General features: G+C 75.7%; 17 protein-coding genes. 8 read left to right on the top strand and 9 right to left on the bottom strand.

The window, feature by feature from the left end; all coding sequences use genetic code 11:
• The first annotated feature begins 71 nt into the window (after window positions 1–71).
• The 3 genes from D1781_RS03335 to D1781_RS03325 all read left to right on the top strand — a co-directional run bounded on the left by D1781_RS03335 (window position 72) and on the right by D1781_RS03325 (window position 2,896).
• On the top strand, window positions 72–713 hold the full coding sequence (locus D1781_RS03335; RefSeq protein ID WP_119480836.1) for a TetR family transcriptional regulator C-terminal domain-containing protein: 642 nt from the start codon (window positions 72–74) through the stop codon (window positions 711–713).
• A gap of 123 nt (window positions 714–836) precedes the next feature.
• Window positions 837–2,123 (top strand): glycosyltransferase, encoded by a 1,287-nt coding sequence (locus D1781_RS03330; RefSeq protein WP_158589977.1) that lies wholly within the window; start codon window positions 837–839, stop codon window positions 2,121–2,123.
• Between the two features lie 320 nt (window positions 2,124–2,443).
• Window positions 2,444–2,896 (top strand): MarR family winged helix-turn-helix transcriptional regulator, encoded by a 453-nt coding sequence (locus D1781_RS03325; RefSeq protein ID WP_119480834.1) that lies wholly within the window; start codon window positions 2,444–2,446, stop codon window positions 2,894–2,896.
• A 58-nt stretch (window positions 2,897–2,954) separates the two neighbouring features.
• Here D1781_RS03325 and D1781_RS03320 read toward each other — a convergent pair whose 3' ends face one another.
• The 5 genes from D1781_RS03320 to D1781_RS03300 all read right to left on the bottom strand — a co-directional run bounded on the left by D1781_RS03320 (window position 2,955) and on the right by D1781_RS03300 (window position 5,451).
• The gene (locus D1781_RS03320; RefSeq protein ID WP_119480833.1) at window positions 2,955–3,374 is read right to left on the bottom strand and encodes a hypothetical protein; all 420 of its coding nucleotides are present in this window, start codon (window positions 3,372–3,374) and stop codon (window positions 2,955–2,957) included.
• Window positions 3,371–3,964, bottom strand: coding sequence for a hypothetical protein (locus D1781_RS03315; RefSeq protein ID WP_119480832.1), 594 nt, complete (start codon window positions 3,962–3,964; stop codon window positions 3,371–3,373). Before D1781_RS03315 ends, D1781_RS03320 begins: the two co-directional genes overlap by 4 nt.
• Before the next feature lie 52 nt (window positions 3,965–4,016).
• Window positions 4,017–4,805 carry an aquaporin gene (locus D1781_RS03310; RefSeq protein ID WP_119480831.1) on the bottom strand — a complete coding sequence of 263 codons (789 nt, stop codon included), beginning with the start codon at window positions 4,803–4,805 and terminating at the stop codon, window positions 4,017–4,019.
• A gap of 32 nt (window positions 4,806–4,837) precedes the next feature.
• Window positions 4,838–5,023 carry a hypothetical protein gene (locus D1781_RS03305; RefSeq protein WP_119480830.1) on the bottom strand — a complete coding sequence of 62 codons (186 nt, stop codon included), beginning with the start codon at window positions 5,021–5,023 and terminating at the stop codon, window positions 4,838–4,840.
• 125 nt (window positions 5,024–5,148) lie between these two features.
• Window positions 5,149–5,451 (bottom strand): hypothetical protein, encoded by a 303-nt coding sequence (locus tag D1781_RS03300; RefSeq protein ID WP_119480829.1) that lies wholly within the window; start codon window positions 5,449–5,451, stop codon window positions 5,149–5,151.
• A 301-nt stretch (window positions 5,452–5,752) separates the two neighbouring features.
• Between D1781_RS03300 and D1781_RS03295 the strand changes: the two genes are divergently transcribed.
• From D1781_RS03295 to D1781_RS03275, 5 genes are all read left to right on the top strand, one after another.
• A complete protein-coding gene (locus D1781_RS03295) occupies window positions 5,753–7,129 on the top strand; it encodes an HNH endonuclease signature motif containing protein (RefSeq protein ID WP_119480828.1) in 1,377 nt (458 codons plus the stop codon).
• 217 nt (window positions 7,130–7,346) lie between these two features.
• Window positions 7,347–8,567 (top strand): chromate efflux transporter, encoded by a 1,221-nt coding sequence (gene chrA, locus D1781_RS03290; protein ID WP_119480827.1) that lies wholly within the window; start codon window positions 7,347–7,349, stop codon window positions 8,565–8,567.
• A gap of 117 nt (window positions 8,568–8,684) precedes the next feature.
• Window positions 8,685–8,912 (top strand): hypothetical protein, encoded by a 228-nt coding sequence (locus D1781_RS03285; RefSeq protein WP_147392021.1) that lies wholly within the window; start codon window positions 8,685–8,687, stop codon window positions 8,910–8,912.
• A gap of 161 nt (window positions 8,913–9,073) precedes the next feature.
• Complete coding sequence (locus tag D1781_RS03280; RefSeq protein ID WP_233550948.1) at window positions 9,074–9,778, top strand: hypothetical protein; 705 nt, start codon at window positions 9,074–9,076, stop codon at window positions 9,776–9,778.
• On the top strand, window positions 9,778–10,812 hold the full coding sequence (locus D1781_RS03275) for a zinc-dependent alcohol dehydrogenase (protein WP_119480825.1): 1,035 nt from the start codon (window positions 9,778–9,780) through the stop codon (window positions 10,810–10,812). The genes D1781_RS03280 and D1781_RS03275 overlap by 1 nt, the downstream gene beginning before the upstream one ends.
• 4 nt (window positions 10,813–10,816) lie before the next feature.
• On the opposite strand, the gene D1781_RS03270 is transcribed toward D1781_RS03275, so the two are convergent.
• The 4 genes from D1781_RS03270 to D1781_RS03255 form a co-directional block, all read right to left on the bottom strand.
• Window positions 10,817–11,578, bottom strand: coding sequence for an ABC transporter permease (locus tag D1781_RS03270; protein ID WP_119480824.1), 762 nt, complete (start codon window positions 11,576–11,578; stop codon window positions 10,817–10,819).
• On the bottom strand, window positions 11,575–12,381 hold the full coding sequence (locus tag D1781_RS03265) for an ABC transporter ATP-binding protein (RefSeq protein ID WP_119480823.1): 807 nt from the start codon (window positions 12,379–12,381) through the stop codon (window positions 11,575–11,577). Before D1781_RS03265 ends, D1781_RS03270 begins: the two co-directional genes overlap by 4 nt.
• A gap of 14 nt (window positions 12,382–12,395) precedes the next feature.
• A complete protein-coding gene (locus D1781_RS03260) occupies window positions 12,396–13,244 on the bottom strand; it encodes a DUF4097 family beta strand repeat-containing protein (protein ID WP_119480822.1) in 849 nt (282 codons plus the stop codon).
• A 97-nt stretch (window positions 13,245–13,341) separates the two neighbouring features.
• On the bottom strand, window positions 13,342–13,836 hold the full coding sequence (locus tag D1781_RS03255) for a histidine kinase (RefSeq protein WP_119480821.1): 495 nt from the start codon (window positions 13,834–13,836) through the stop codon (window positions 13,342–13,344).
• Window positions 13,837–13,955: the final 119 nt, after the last annotated feature.

Genomic DNA, 13,955 nt, shown 5'->3' with positions numbered 1-13,955 from the left:
CGGTCGGGGCGGAGCGCTCCACCGCCTCCAGCGGTGACAATGGCCCCTCCTCGGCATCGCGGGAGAAGAGCATGGGCTGGCGTCGGCGCACCGCCGCGGGAACGACCACGACGAGCACGGACGCGTCCGTCTCGGACGAGCAGGTCGTCGACGCGATCAAGGAGATCCTCCCGCGGGACGGCGTCTTCGCCGTCACCGCCGAGTCGGTCGCTGCAGCGACGGGGTCGACGCCGCAGACGATCGCGGCGACCGTCGACCTCCCCGCCCGCATCGCCGAGGCCTACCGTTCGCTGGCCACCGCCGAGGTCGCGCAGGTGCGCCGGTCGATCCTCGCGGACCCGTCCGCCGCGGCGCAGATGCGCGCGCTGCTGAACTGGCTCGCGGCGCCGCCGGAGGAGAGCGACGCGCTGCGGCTCGAGGTGTGGGCGCTGACCCGTCGCGACCCCGCGCTGCGCGCCGCGGTGCGCGAGCACGAGGAGGCATGGCACGGACTCGTCAGCTCGGTGATCCGACGCGGGGCGCGCGGCGGCGACTTCCCGCAGGCGGACGCGGACGAGATCGCGGCCCACCTCATCTCCCTCGTCGACGGCGCGAACAACTACGAGCTGATCGGCTACCGGACGCAGACGGACCGGCTGCGGCTGCTGACCCGCGTGGTACGTGCCGAGCTCGGCCTCGTCTGGGGCGCCGACCTCGAGGCCGCGGTCGACTGACCTCCGGCACGGCGCCCGTCCGCGCGCGCCCGAGTGCACTCCGGGGCCCGTTCCCGGTGCACCTCGGGCCCGGCCCGGCGCGGCCCGGGGGCGCTCGGGTGCGCCGACGCGGAGGATCGGCCCGTGTCCGCCGTCCTGCTGTCGACGCTCGCGGGGCTCGGCGCCGCGGAGCACGCCGTCCCGCTCGCCGAGGCGCTGCGCAGCCGCGGCCACCGCGTCGCCGTGGTGTCGTCCGCGGCGGGCGTCGAGGCCTACCGCCGCCACGGGTTCGCGGTGCACGTGGTGCCGGAGCCGCCGATGCCGGCGCAGCTGCCCGCGCTGCCGCCCGTCGCGCGGCGGGCGTGGCAGCTCTACACGCGGGTGCAGCGCAACATCATCGACCCCGTCCCCGAGCAGTGGGCCGTCGTCGAGCGCGTGATCGCCGAGGAGCGGATCGACGCGGTCGTCACGGACGGCCTGTTCGTCGGAGCGGCGATGCTCGCCGCCCGGCCCTCGGGGGAACGTCCGCCCGTGATCATGCTGGGGTTCTCCGCGCCCTGGATCCCCGACCCGCTCGTGCCGCCCTACGGCATGGGCTTCGCACCCGGCGACGACGGGGCGGACCGCCTGCGCGCCGGCACCTTCGAGCTGCTCGCCTCGCGGGCGATGGCGCGGCTGTCGCGGTCGTTCAACGCGCAGATCGAGTCGACGTTCCAGGTGCGGGTGCACGGCGACCTCCGGTCGACGCCGGCGCTCGGCGACGCGTGGGCGCAGCTGACCGTGCCGCGGTTCGAGTACCCGCGGCGCGCGCTGCCGACGAACTTCCGATTCGTCGGCCCGCTGCACCCGCAGGAGGACCCGGTGCTGCCCGAGTGGTGGGACCCGCGCACCGAGCCCCCCGTGATCGCGGTCCGGGCGGGGTCGGGCTCGGAGGTCGGCGGGCTCGTCGACCCGACGATCCGCGCGTTCGGCGACTCGGACAGCACGGTGATCGTGGTCGGGGCCGCCCGTGCCGCCGTGGCGGCGGCGCAGGACGGCCCGCTGCCGGCGAACGTGCACTTCGAGGACCGCATGCCCTGGTCCCGGCTGGTCCCGCGGCGCACGGTCGTCGTCTCGGACGGCGACTACCTGCACACGCAGCACGCGCTGCGCCGCGGCATCCCCCTCGTCGTGGCCGGCACGCTCGAGACCGACGTCGAGACGGCGGCGCGGGTCGCCTGGACCGGGGCCGGGATCGACCTGCGCACGGGCACCCCCTCCGCGGCGGTCCTGCGCACCGCCGTCGACCGGGTCCGGGGGGACGAGGGGTTCCGCGTGGCCGCGGCCCGGATCGCGGCGCAGATCGCGGGCACGGACGCGGAGTCCGCGATCTGCGACCTCGTCGAGCACACCGTCGCCCGGTGGCCGGAGGAGGCGCCGGCGGAGCGCTGACGCCGGCGGGCCGCCGCGCGCGGGTCGCTCGCGCTCAGTCGATCAGGACCCAGGTCGCGTCGCAGACTTCGCAGTGCGCGGTCCAGCGCGCACCGGTCCGCTCGGCCTCGTGGTCCCACGGCCTGCTCGCGTCCCGGACGATCTGCACCCCGGACGAGGCCCCGCACCTCGGGCACCCGACCATCCGCACCCCTCCCGCACGCACCGTGGAAGTTGACCTCGGGCAAGTCTTGCACGGATGCAACACGGCGCACCGGTCCGCGCCGCTCCCTGCGCATCGGTCGCGCCTACGCTCGGAACCCGGCCGAGGGAGGGAGACCATGGACGAGAGCAGTCGGGCCGCCCTCCGGGCGTCGCGCGCGATGCTCGGCATCGTCGCGCGCAGCGTCGCGCCCGCGCTGGAGCAGGTGACCCTGCCGCAGTTCCGCGTGCTCGTGCTGCTCGAGACCGCCGGCCCGATGCGCGTCGGCGCCCTGGCGGAACGGCTCGGCGTCGTGGTGTCCACCTTCAGCCGCTCGCTCGACCGGCTCGAGGCCGGCGGCTGGCTGGAGCGCAGCCCGAGCGAGGACAGCCGACGAGGCGTCCTCATCACGATCACCGACGCCGGGAGCCGGCTCGTCCGCGAGGTGAGCGCGCAGCGCACCCGCGAGCTGGCCGCGGTCCTCGACCGCGTCGCCACCGAGGACCGCGCCGTGCTGACCCGGGCGTTCGAGTCCTTCGCGGACGAGGCGGGCGAGCCGACGCTGCGCGACCTCCTGGTGCTCGGCATCTGACGCCTCCCGCCGCCGGCGCAGCTCGTGCGTCGTCCGCGCGGGGCGTCGGTCTCGCGGCTCAGCGCTGCAGCGCCTGCTGCACGAGCCCGACGATGAACGGCACGACGTCCTGCACCTGGTCGACCCCGGCCAGGGCGACCGCGACGAGCGGCCACACCGACACCAGCAGGGTCGAGACCACCGCGCCGACGCCGAGCACCCACGCGAGCGGCCCGTTGCGCACCGAGATGCAGAGCGCGAGCAGCACCAGCGCGAGCAGGTAGCCGATCGCCACGGCGAGCACGATCCCGACGACGGGCACGCGCAGCGTGCCCGCGGTGAAGCCGACCGCGGCGCCGATCAGGCCGAGGACCGGCAGCAGCACCCCGGCCACGACGACGACCGACACGGCGGCCGAGGTGATGAAGGCGGCCCACACGGCGCGGGGGCGCCGGCGCTCCGCCGTCGAGGGTCGACGGCCGCGGAGGAGCGCGGTCACGGGCGACCGCTCCCCTCCGGCAGCACGTCGTCGGCACCGGTGCCGTCGGCGCGGACCGGGGCGGGCTCGGCCTCCGCGGCGGGCCGGGGGGCGGGTTCGGCCGCGGGCCGGGGCGCCGGCTCGGCCGCCGACTCGAGCTGCCGCGCGGTCTCGGCGGCCGCCGCACCGACGCGGTCGCCCTCGACCGCCGCCGCCTCCGCCGTGCGGTCCGCGGCGTCGCCGACGACCTCGTCCACGCGGTCGTCCCGGTCGTACGGGCCGTGCACGTCGGCGACGACCACGTCGACGCGGGTCCCGGGGTCGAGCTCGGCGGCGACGCGCGAGCGGACCCGGTCGGCGAGCGCCACGACGTCGACCGGGTACTCGGCCACGACCACGACCCGCGCCGCCGGAGCCTGCGGGAACCGCGTGATCCGGACGCCCGACACCGTCTCGGCGCCGGGCGCCGACGCGGCCGACCGGACGCGGTCGACGGCGCGGCCGACCGGGGTGCCGACGCGGTGCACGCCGTCGACGCCGAGTGCGGCGTCGGCCACGCGCTGGGCGGTGGTGCGCTCGGTGGAGGGGCTGGCGGGACTGGTCGTGCTCATGCGGGACTCCTTCTGATGGGTCGCGGCCGGTGGTGGTGGTGGAGCGAGCGGGTCAGCGGAGGCGCTCGGCGCGGAGCACCGCCGCACGGTGGACCGCACCGGCGATCACGGCGCCGACGACCGGGGCGAGCACGAAGGCCCACACCTGGGCGAGCGCGCCCGGGCCGCCGTAGATCGCCGTCGCGACGGATCGCGCCGGGTTCACGGACGTGTTGCTGATCGGGATGCTGACGAGGTGGATCGCCGTGAGGGTGAGCCCGATCGCGAACGGGGCGATCGCCGCGAGCTCCGGCCGGGCGGTGACGGCGAGGATCAGCCCGACGAACACCGCGGTGAGCACCACCTCCGTGAGCAGCACGGCCGGGAGGCCGAACCCGCCGGGCGAGCGCGCGCCCCAGCCGTTCGAGGCGAATCCGGTGCTCCGGGCGGCGGCGAGGAAGCCGGCGGGCCCGCCCGCCGCGACGAGGACGAGCACGCTGGTGCCGAGCGCGCCGCCGACCAGCTGGGCGACGACGTAGCCGGGCACTGCGCGCCACGGCGTGCGGTCCGCGACGGCGAGGCCGACGGTGACCGCGGGGTTGAAGTGGCCGCCGGAGACGCGGCCGACGGTGAGGACGCCCGCGGCGAGCGCGAGCCCGAAGGCCAGCGCGACGCCGAGGTGGCCGACGCCGAGCGCGTTGTCCTGCGCCGACGGGAACGCGGCGGCGAAGACCGCGGTGCCGACGCCGCCGAGGACCAGCAGGAACGTGCCGAACACCTCGGCGGCGAGGACGGCGCCGACGCGAGGGGCCGCGTCGGCGCGGGATCCGACCCGAGCGTCCGGGAGGGTCGAGGAGGCCATGGGAGCAGCGCCTTCTTCTCGCCGGCGGACGCTCAGCGGCCCGCGCGCCGTGCCGTGTGCTTGATGCGGCGACGCGCCTTCACGACGCGGGGGTCGGTCCAGAGCAGCGCCGCACGCTGGTACGGCGTGTAGTGCGTGTCCGACGGCCGCTGCGCGCGCTGTCCGAGGACGTAGGCGGCGCCGCCGACGACGGCGAGCAGGAGCACGGACTTGCGCATGAAGGACCTCGGTTCAGTGCAGTCGGGCGATGTACCCGTTCACTGAATGACGAGTGCGGTCGGCGCGCTGTCGTCACACGCTGCAGCGCTTCCCCAGCATCCGCCCAGGTCGCGCGGCCCGGTCGTCAGCGCGGCTCGATCCTCTCGACGGCCCCCGCCCAGACCCACGCCTCCTGCTGCCGGTCGTACGAGTCGGTCCAGAGCACGCAGACCGCGCGTCGCGTCCAGGCGATGGCGGAGCCGAGCACCTGCGCGGATGCGTTGCCGTAGTCGATCCAGGCCTTCACCGGGACGGGTTCGCCGCGCACGACCGAGTCGGGGCCGCGCTCGATCTCGCTCAGGCTGCGCGGCACGAGCGCATGCGACTCGGCGTCGCGATTGAACCGCTTGCGCTGCAGCCCGTCCGCGTACCGCCGGTTCGCCCCCATCGAGACCGATCGTAGATCGCTTCGTACACATGTTCGAAACCTGTGGACAACGGCGCGTCGCCCGCTCCGCCATCGCCGACCCCTTGGTCGAGCTGCGAGCGCAGCGAGCGTGGAGACCCTCGAAGTTGCTCCGGATTCGTGCCGCTCCGACGTCGGCGAAGCGGCAGGAATCCGGAGCAAGTCGGTCTGTTCCGGCCGCACTTGTCCGTTTTCGCCGCACCAGGACACGCCGTTCCACTGAACGGAAAAGTGCTGGCCGAGATCCGGATGCAGTGTCGGTGCCCCGTGCTCGAATACGGGCATGAACCGGAACGCGGAGGCCCTGCTCGAGCAGGCGTCCGCCTACGCGCACGGCTTCGACCGCGTCTCCGCGAGCGGCAGGTTCGACGACGCGTCGTCGGACGGCCCGGTCCGGCTGCTGACCGACCAGGAGCTGCTCCAGTCGACCGCCGCGGCGAGCCGCGCGATCCGCCTCCTGACGGCGGAGCGGACGAAGCTCGCCGGCGAGATCGCCCGCCGCAGCGAGGTCCGCGACGAGTCGAACCTCGCCCGCACGATGGGTGCCGCGAGCCCCGCCGCACTGCTCGCTCAGGTCGCGGGCGTTCCCCGCGAGGAGGCGGGGACGATCACCGCCCTCGCGACGGCGGTCCGGCCCCGGGAGGCGATCGACGGAACACCGCTCCCGGCCAAGCGCGCGCACGTCGCGGCGGCGCTGAACGAGGGCTGCCTCGACGTCTCCGTCGCAGCGGCGCTCGTCCGGACTTTGAAGAAGGTCGAGAACGGCCGCACCCCGCTCGAGCTGGAGGAGCTCGAACGCCAGCTGGTGGAGCGGTCGCAGGAGGGCTACACCGCCGACGAGCTGCTGGAGCACTTCCGCCTGGTGCCCGCGTACGCGCACCCGGAGGGCAACGGGCCGCGTGACGGCGAGCTGGCAGGCCAGGCGGCCGTGTCGAAGCGGAAGCTCGACAACGGACTCACCCGGTGGGTGCTCGACCTGGACCCGCTGACGGCGGGCTTCTTCGAGACCGCGCTCGACGCCAACACCTCGCAGCGGCGGTTCCAGCTCGTGCTCGACGATGCGCCGAAGCTGGATGACAAGGACCTGCGCCCACTCAACAAGCGGCGCGTGGACGGCGTGCAGCGCATCGCGAAGAAGGTGCTCAAGATCGACGACGGCCACGTCGCCGGCACCGCGGTGACGATGCTCGTGACCATCAGCGAGGAAGCACTGCGCAGCGGGATCGGCCACGCCCTGCTGCCCGGGTGCATGGAGACGATCTCCGCCGCGACCGCGCGCATGCTCGCGGCCGAGGCGGAGATCATCCCCGTCGTGCTCGGTGGCGAGAGCCAGCCCCTGGACCTCGGCACCGGGCGTCGGTTCTTCTCCGAAGCCCAACGGCGAGCGATGGCCGTCCGGGATCAGGGCTGCGCGGGCCCGAACTGCGACGCACCCTTGTCCTGGTGCGATGCCGCGCACATCGACCCCGCCGGGTACGGATCCACCTCGATCGAGAACGGGATCCTCCTCTGCTGGCGATGCCACCGACTCCACGACGAGCACGGATGGCAGGTGCAACGCGAAGACGGCAGGTGGTGGTGGACACCGCCACCCCACGTCGATCCACGAGGCAGGCGCAGGCCCGGCGGCCCCGTGCCGCCGGTGAACCTCTCCGCCTGACCGAGCTCGAAGGTGCGTGCTGGTCTCGAGGCTCGCTGCGCTCGCACCTCGACCAACGGGACACGGTGGTTGAGCCGGGCGCTCCGCGCCCGTGCCGAAACCATCCCGCGTGCGGTGGTCTCGAGGCTCGCTGCGCTCGCACCTCGACCAACGGGGGGCGCTTCGGGATGGACGACGCGCTGCTCCTCCGTTCACCTTCGCCCGGCACCGTTGCGGGGTGGACGTCACCGCGGAGTCGCAGCCGGTCGCCCGGCATCCCGGGAGGCCGCTGTCGGTCCTCCTCGTGTTCCTCCGCCTCGGCCTCACGTCCTTCGGCGGGCCCGTGGCGCACATCGGGTACTTCCACACCGAGTTCGTGCAGCGGCGACGATGGCTCGGCGAGCGCGCCTACGCGGACGTCGTGGCGCTGGCGCAGTTCCTGCCCGGGCCCGCGTCGAGCCAGGTCGGGATGGCGATCGGGCTCCAGCGGGCCGGGTTCCTCGGGCTGCTCGCCGCATGGGCGGCCTTCACGCTGCCGTCCGCGGTGCTGCTCGTCGCGGTCGCGCTCGTGCTCTCCCGCTTCGCCGGGCTCGCGGACGGCGGCTGGGTTCGCGGCCTGCAGGCGGCGGCCGTCGGCGTCGTCGCGCTGGCGGTGCTCACGACGGCGAAGTCGCTCGCACCGGATCGTCGTCGTGCGGCGATCGCGGCGGCGGCCACCGTCGCCGCACTGCTCGTGCCGACCGGAGCCCTGCAGATCGCCGTGATCGCCGCAGCAGGCCTCGCCGTCCTGCTCGCGCTCCGCGGGGAGGCGCCCGTGCCGGACCCCGGCGACGGCTTCACGGTCCACGTGCCCCGCGCGGTCTCGATCGCCTGCCTCGCGGCCTACGGGGTGCTGCTGGCGGGTCTCCCGCTCGCCGTCGCGGCGACGCAGAACGGCGGGCTGCGGCTGTTCGGCGCGTTCTACCGAGCCGGGGCGCTCGTGTTCGGCGGCGGCCACGTCGTGCTGCCGCTGCTGGAACCGCTCACGGTCGACGCCGGGCTCGTCGACCGAGCGGACTTCCTCGCCGGCTACGGCGCCGCGCAGGCGGTACCGGGGCCGCTGTTCACGTTCTCCGCCTTCCTCGGCGCCGTGAGCTCCGGCACTCCCACCGGCTGGACCGGCGCCGCGGTCGCCCTGGTCGGGATCTTCCTGCCCGGCGCGCTCGTGCTCGTCGGCGCGCTGCCCTTCTGGGTCGCCCTTCGCCGGCTCCCCCGCGTGCGGCACGCGATCGACGGCGTCAACGCGGGCGTCGTCGGTCTGCTCGCAGCTGCGCTCTACGACCCCGTGTTCACGAGCGGGATCACGTCGCCGCTGTCGCTCGCGATCGCCGTCGCCGCGTTCGTCGCGCTCGGGCGGCTCGGCGCGCCGCCGTGGGCGGTCGTCGTCGGCGCGGCCCTGCTGGGGGCCGTGCTGCTCTGACCACCGCCATGCCGGCGCGGAACGGCCGTCGACGTGGCGATGACGGCTCCGTGAACACCTCGCGCGGCCGTGCGGAGCGGCCCCGCCGAGCGACCGGCGGCGGCCATGCTGAGCCCCATGAGCACGGACATCGCGGAGGCGCGGCGGACGCTCGGCACCGCGATCGACGCGGCCCTGCGCGCCGGCGCGTCGGGCCCGGACCTGGTCGAGCTGCTGATCAGCACGGGATGGCAGCGGAGGCCCGAGCCCGACGCCCGCAGCGACTTCCTCGAGGGCGTGCTCGACAGCGGACGGCGGGTCCCCATCGAGATCCGGCACGGCTCCCCCGCCGGAGCGCGCCGGTGATCCGGCACCTCCGCTCGGACCTCGCGCTCCTCCTGCTCGCGGCCGCGGCGAACGCCGTCGTCCTCGGCGCCGTGCTGCTGCTGCACGGGCTCGTCGGCGAGGTCGCGGTCGGCTGAGCCCGCGCACGGCGCCGCCGCCGCGGTGCCGTGCAGGATGGGCCGATGACGATCGAGGACGACGCCGCGCGCGGGCTCGGCCGCGTGCTCGCGGCCGCCATCGGGGTGATCGGCGCCGTGCGCGGGCCGCGTCCGATCCACACGACGGGCCTGCTGCTGCAGGGCCGCCTGCAGCGGCTGCCGCACGCGACGCGCGCCGGGATCGCCTGGATCGACGAGCCCGGTACGAGCGCCGGCGAGGCCGCGCTCGTCGAAGCGCGGCTCTCCCGCGGCGCCGCGCTGCCCGCCTCGCTCCCCGACGTGATCGGGCTCGCGCTGCGGGTCGACGGCGGCGACCTGCTGCTCTCCTCCACCGGCATCGGCGTGCCGGGCCGCTTCCTGCTGCAGCCGCGGTGGTCGGCGGGGCAGGCGGTCCTCTCGACGCTCATGCCGTACCGCGGGGAGCACGGCCCGGTCCTCGTCGCCGCGCGCTCCCGCCGCCCGCGACCGCTGCCGGCCCGGATGGAGGACGTCCGCGCGGCCCTGGCGGCGGAGCCGTGGGCCCTCGAGCTGCTGTTCGCGCCGGCGACCGAGCGGTGGCACCGCTTCGCGACGGTCGACCTCGCCCCGGTCGACGGCGCGCTCGACGGCCCGGAGCCCCGGTTCGACCCCGTGCTCCGACCGCCGCGCGGCGCGGGCACCTACGGCTGGACCCGCGCCCTCCGCGAGCCGTCCTACGCGGTCGCCCGGCGCCGCGGCACGACCCGCTGATGCGCGCGCTCGTCGTCGACGCGCCCCGCGCGGCCGCCGTTCGGGAGGTGCCGGACCCGGTCGCCGGTCCGGGCGAGCTGCTCGTCGAGGTCGAGCGCGCCGGGATCTGCGGCACGGACGTCGAGCTGTGGAGCGGCGAGATGGCCTACATCCAGCAGGGCGTCACGCGCTTCCCCCTCCGGCTCGGGCACGAGTGGGTCGGCCGGGTGCTCGCCGCCGGCTCCTCCGAGGACGGCGACTGGGCGGGCCGGCGCGTGACCGGCGACACGATGATCGGCTGCGGCCGCTGCGCCGCCTGCACGGCCGGCCGCCACCACGTCTGCCCGGACCGGGAGGAGGTGGGCATCCGCGGCGACCGGCCGGGCGCCCTCGCCGAGCGGCTGGTCCTGCCGACCCGGGTCGCGCACCGCATCCCGGAGCACGTGGGGCTCACGGCCGCCGCCCTGGTCGAGCCGGGCGGGAACGCGCTGCGCGCCGTGCACGGCGCGGCCGTCGGCCCCGGCTCGCGGCTGCTCGTGCTCGGGTCCGGCACCATCGGGCTCCTCGTCGCGCTGTTCGCGCTCGCGGGGGGCGCGGAGGTGCACGTCGCCGGCGTCGACGCGACGACGCTCGCGCTCGCCCGGGACCTCGGCGCGCACGCGACGCATCGCGTCGAGGAGCTCGCTGCGGGCCCGCAGGACCGCTTCGACGCCGTCGTGGACGCCACGAACGACGCGGGTGCGCCCGCGCTGGCCCTGCGGCTCGTCCGGCCAGCGGGCCGGGTCGTGCTGATCGGCCTCTCCTCCGCTCCGAGCCCGATCGACACCCGCGACGCGGTGCTCCAGGACGTGACGCTCGTCGGCGTCCTGTCCGCCTCCCCCGCCCTCGAGGCGACAATCGCCGCCTACGCGTCGGGCGCGGTCGTGCCCGACGCGGTCGTCGGCGAGCTGATCGCGCTCGAGGAGGTGCCGCTCCGGTTCTCGGGACGGCGCGGACCGGGGGCGGGGCGCGGGCCGAAGATCCACATCGACCCGCGCCGCCGCCCCCGGTCCTGACCCGTCAGACCGCCCGGCGCCGGAAGAGCGCCGTCGCGATCGCGAAGGCGATGAGGAGGATCCCGACGGTCCACGCCAGCGCGATCCCGAGCTCGCCGTCGGCGGCCCGCCCGGCGAGCAGGTCGCGGAGGGCGTTCACGATCGGGGTCACCGGCTGGTGCTCCGCGAACCACCGCACCGGGCCCGGCATCGACGCCGTCGGGACGAAGGCGGAGCTGATGAACGGCAGCAGCACGAGCGGGTACGAGAAGGCGCTCGCGCCGTCCGGCGTCGTCGCGAGCAGGCCGGGGATCACCGCGAGCCAGGTCAGCGCGAGCGTCACGAGCAGCACGATCCCGGCCGCGGCCAGCCAGGCGAGCGGCCCGGCGGGCGACCGGAACCCGATCAGCAGCGCCACTGCGAGCACGACGACGAGCGACACGGCGTTCGCGACGAGCGACGTGAGCACGTGGGCCCAGAGCACGGACGACCGCGCGATCGGCAGCGAGCGGAACCGCTCGAAGATGCCGTTCTGCTTGTCCTGGAACAGGCGGTACGCCGTGAACGAGACCCCGGTCGCGACCGGGATCAGCAGGATGCCGGGCAGCAGGTAGTCGACGTAGGCCTCGCGGCCCGTGTCGATCGCGCCGCCGAAGACGAAGACGAACAGCAGCAGGAACGCGATCGGCATCACCGCGGTGGTGATGACGGTGTCGAGGCTGCGGGTCACGTGCTTCAGCGAGCGCCCGGTGAGCGCGGCGGTGTCGCCGACGAGGTGCGCGGTCATCGTCCCTCCTCCTTCTCCTGCTGCTCCCGGCCGGCGACCGCCGGCGTCCGGGTCCCGACGAGCGCGAGGAAGACGTCCTCGAGCGTCGGCTTCTGCTCCACGGTGCGCACCTCCGCCGGCGGCAGGAGCGCCTGCAGCTCGGCGAGCGTGCCGGAGACGAGCACGCGGCCCTCGTGGAGGATCGCGATGCGGTCCGCGAGCTGCTCCGCCTCCTCGAGGTGCTGGGTGGTGAGCAGCACGGTCGTGCCGCTGGCGGCGAGCGCCCGCACGGCGTCCCAGACCTCGATCCGCGCCTCCGGGTCGAGCCCGGTCGTCGGCTCGTCGAGGAGCACGACGGGCGGCTCCCCGATCAGGCTCATGGCGATGTCGAGCCGGCGGCGCATGCCGCCGGACCAGGTCGCGACGCGGCGCCCGCCGGCCTCGACGAGGGAGAACCGCGCGAGCAGGTCGTCCGCGACCGCGCCGGGGTCCGGCTGGTGCCGGAGGCGGGCGCCGAGCACGAGGTTCTCGCGGCCGGTCAGGACCTCGTCGACGGCGGCGGACTGGCCGGTCAGGCTCAGCGACTCGCGGACGGCGGCGGCCGCGCGGCGCACGTCGTGCCCGGCGACCTCCGCGGTCCCGCCGTCGGCGGCGAGGAGGGTGGTGAGGATGCGGATGAGCGTGGTCTTGCCCGCGCCGTTCGAGCCGAGCAGCGCGAGCACGGTGCCGGGCGCGACGTCGAGGTCGACGCCGCGGAGCACCCGCAGGTCCCCGTAGGACTTCTCGAGGCCGTGCACCCGCACGGCCGGGGCGGTGAGCGTCATGGCCGCTGCTCCGTTCAGGCGAAGACGGTCGCGCGGCGGATGACGACGTCGGCCCAGGAGCTCGACAGGTGCAGCTCCACGGTGCGCTCGGCGGGCCCTGCCTCGCCGCCCGCGGTGAGCTCGTTGCGCACGGCGCCGTGCGCGGCGGAGGCGTCGACCCAGGCGGCGGTGCCCTCGGGGACGCCGACCTCGACCTCCGCGTACCCGTTCTCGAGCCGGACGACGCCCGACGTCGCGGCGCCGACGCGGAGCACGCCGTGCGCGCTGCGGGCGGTGACGTCGGTCAGCGCGGTCTCGATGGTGAGCGCGCCGGAGGTGCGGGCGTCGACGGGGCCCCGGGCGACGCCGATGTCGACTGAGCCGTGGGCGGCGCGGATGCGGGCCTCGCCGCCGACGCTGCCGATGCGCGCCCGGCCGTGGCCGGCCTCGAGATCCAGGCGGCCCGTGACGTCGCGGACGTCGACCTCGCCGTACGGCGCGACGAGCTCGAGGTCGGCGGCGCGGTCCACCGCGACGGTGCCGTACTTCGCCCGCACGCGGGTGCGGCCGAGCGGCCCGCGGAGGCGGACGGCGCCGTACGCGCTGTCGATCTCGACGTCGGAGCCGCTCGGCACCGCGATGCGGATGTCGACCGAGTCGCTGCGGCCGAACAGGTTCAGGCGACGCGGGACGACGACGGAGAGGCGGCCGGCGTCGAACGCGACGACGGCCTCCTCGGCCATCGAGCGGTCGCCGGCCTTCCGCGGATTGGTCGGCACCACCTCGACGGCGGCGTCGGTGCGGTCCTCGGCGAGCACCTCGACGTGGCCGACGGCGACGTCGACGACGAGCTCGACCGGACCGGTGGACGGGTATCCGGGCATGACGGTTCCTCCCTCTCTGCCCTCCTCGCGGGCAGGGGCGATCGGTCCCGCCGGCGGCGGGACCCGTGGACGGTGCTGGGGAAGCGGCGGGCTGCGGTCAGCGCACCCAGCCGGTGAAGCGGTCGCCGGTCCGCGGTGCGGGCCGGCGCTGGTCGGTGCCGAGGGCGGCGGCGACCGCGCGGACGAGCCACGTGTTCACCGAGACGCCCTGGGCGGAGGCGGCCTGCTCGACGCGGGTCTTCAGCCGGTCGGGCAGCCGCAGCGTGGTGCGGAAGGTCGCGGGCTCGTCGTCGCCGACCACCGGCTCGGGCTCGGCCGGGGTCGATGCCGGAGCCGCCGGGGCGGCCTCCATCGGGCGGGCCACGACGAGCTCCGGGTCCCGGCCGCGGAGGCGGACGTCGACCGACCCGGGGGCGAGGTCGCGGCTGATCTCCCCGGCGGCCTCGGTCAGCAGCTCGAGGAGCGCGAGCCGCAGCGCCGGTTCGAGCGCGGTGCTCATCCGCTCCGCCAGGGCCCGCTGGTCCTCCGACCCGGTGTCGGCGACGGCGGCGAGCTGCCCCCGCAGGCGGTCGGCGTAGCGATCGAGCTCCATGACGCCATGGTGACACCATCACGACACCACGTCAAGGACCGTGTGACACCAGTTCGACGCAGGGCGACACCACGCGCCTCCGCCCGACGGGTCCCGGCGCCGCCCCGCACGCGGGGTTG

Source organism: Amnibacterium setariae (genome assembly GCF_003581425.1).
In the GTDB taxonomy this organism is placed as follows: Bacteria; Actinomycetota; Actinomycetes; order Actinomycetales; family Microbacteriaceae; genus Amnibacterium; species Amnibacterium setariae.
The sequence above is the reverse complement of the archived record's forward strand: the minus strand, read 5'-3'. Positions and strand labels throughout refer to the sequence as shown.

Excerpts from the sequence above, each read along its gene's own strand:
- D1781_RS03335 (WP_119480836.1), top strand. The coding sequence starts at position 72 with ATGGGCTGGCGTCGGCGCACCGCCGCGGGAACGACCACGACGAGCACG.
- D1781_RS03325 (WP_119480834.1), top strand. The coding sequence starts at position 2,444 with ATGGACGAGAGCAGTCGGGCCGCCCTCCGGGCGTCGCGCGCGATGCTC.
- D1781_RS03285 (WP_147392021.1), top strand. The coding sequence starts at position 8,685 with ATGAGCACGGACATCGCGGAGGCGCGGCGGACGCTCGGCACCGCGATC.
- D1781_RS03315 (WP_119480832.1), bottom strand. The coding sequence starts at position 3,964 with ATGAGCACGACCAGTCCCGCCAGCCCCTCCACCGAGCGCACCACCGCC.
- D1781_RS03255 (WP_119480821.1), bottom strand. The coding sequence starts at position 13,836 with ATGGAGCTCGATCGCTACGCCGACCGCCTGCGGGGGCAGCTCGCCGCC.
- D1781_RS03280 (WP_233550948.1), top strand. The coding sequence starts at position 9,074 with ATGACGATCGAGGACGACGCCGCGCGCGGGCTCGGCCGCGTGCTCGCG.
- D1781_RS03305 (WP_119480830.1), bottom strand. The coding sequence starts at position 5,023 with ATGCGCAAGTCCGTGCTCCTGCTCGCCGTCGTCGGCGGCGCCGCCTAC.
- D1781_RS03300 (WP_119480829.1), bottom strand. The coding sequence starts at position 5,451 with ATGGGGGCGAACCGGCGGTACGCGGACGGGCTGCAGCGCAAGCGGTTC.
- D1781_RS03310 (WP_119480831.1), bottom strand. The coding sequence starts at position 4,805 with ATGGCCTCCTCGACCCTCCCGGACGCTCGGGTCGGATCCCGCGCCGAC.
- D1781_RS03295 (WP_119480828.1), top strand. The coding sequence starts at position 5,753 with ATGAACCGGAACGCGGAGGCCCTGCTCGAGCAGGCGTCCGCCTACGCG.
- D1781_RS03265 (WP_119480823.1), bottom strand. The coding sequence starts at position 12,381 with ATGACGCTCACCGCCCCGGCCGTGCGGGTGCACGGCCTCGAGAAGTCC.
- D1781_RS03270 (WP_119480824.1), bottom strand. The coding sequence starts at position 11,578 with ATGACCGCGCACCTCGTCGGCGACACCGCCGCGCTCACCGGGCGCTCG.
- D1781_RS03275 (WP_119480825.1), top strand. The coding sequence starts at position 9,778 with ATGCGCGCGCTCGTCGTCGACGCGCCCCGCGCGGCCGCCGTTCGGGAG.
- D1781_RS03260 (WP_119480822.1), bottom strand. The coding sequence starts at position 13,244 with ATGCCCGGATACCCGTCCACCGGTCCGGTCGAGCTCGTCGTCGACGTC.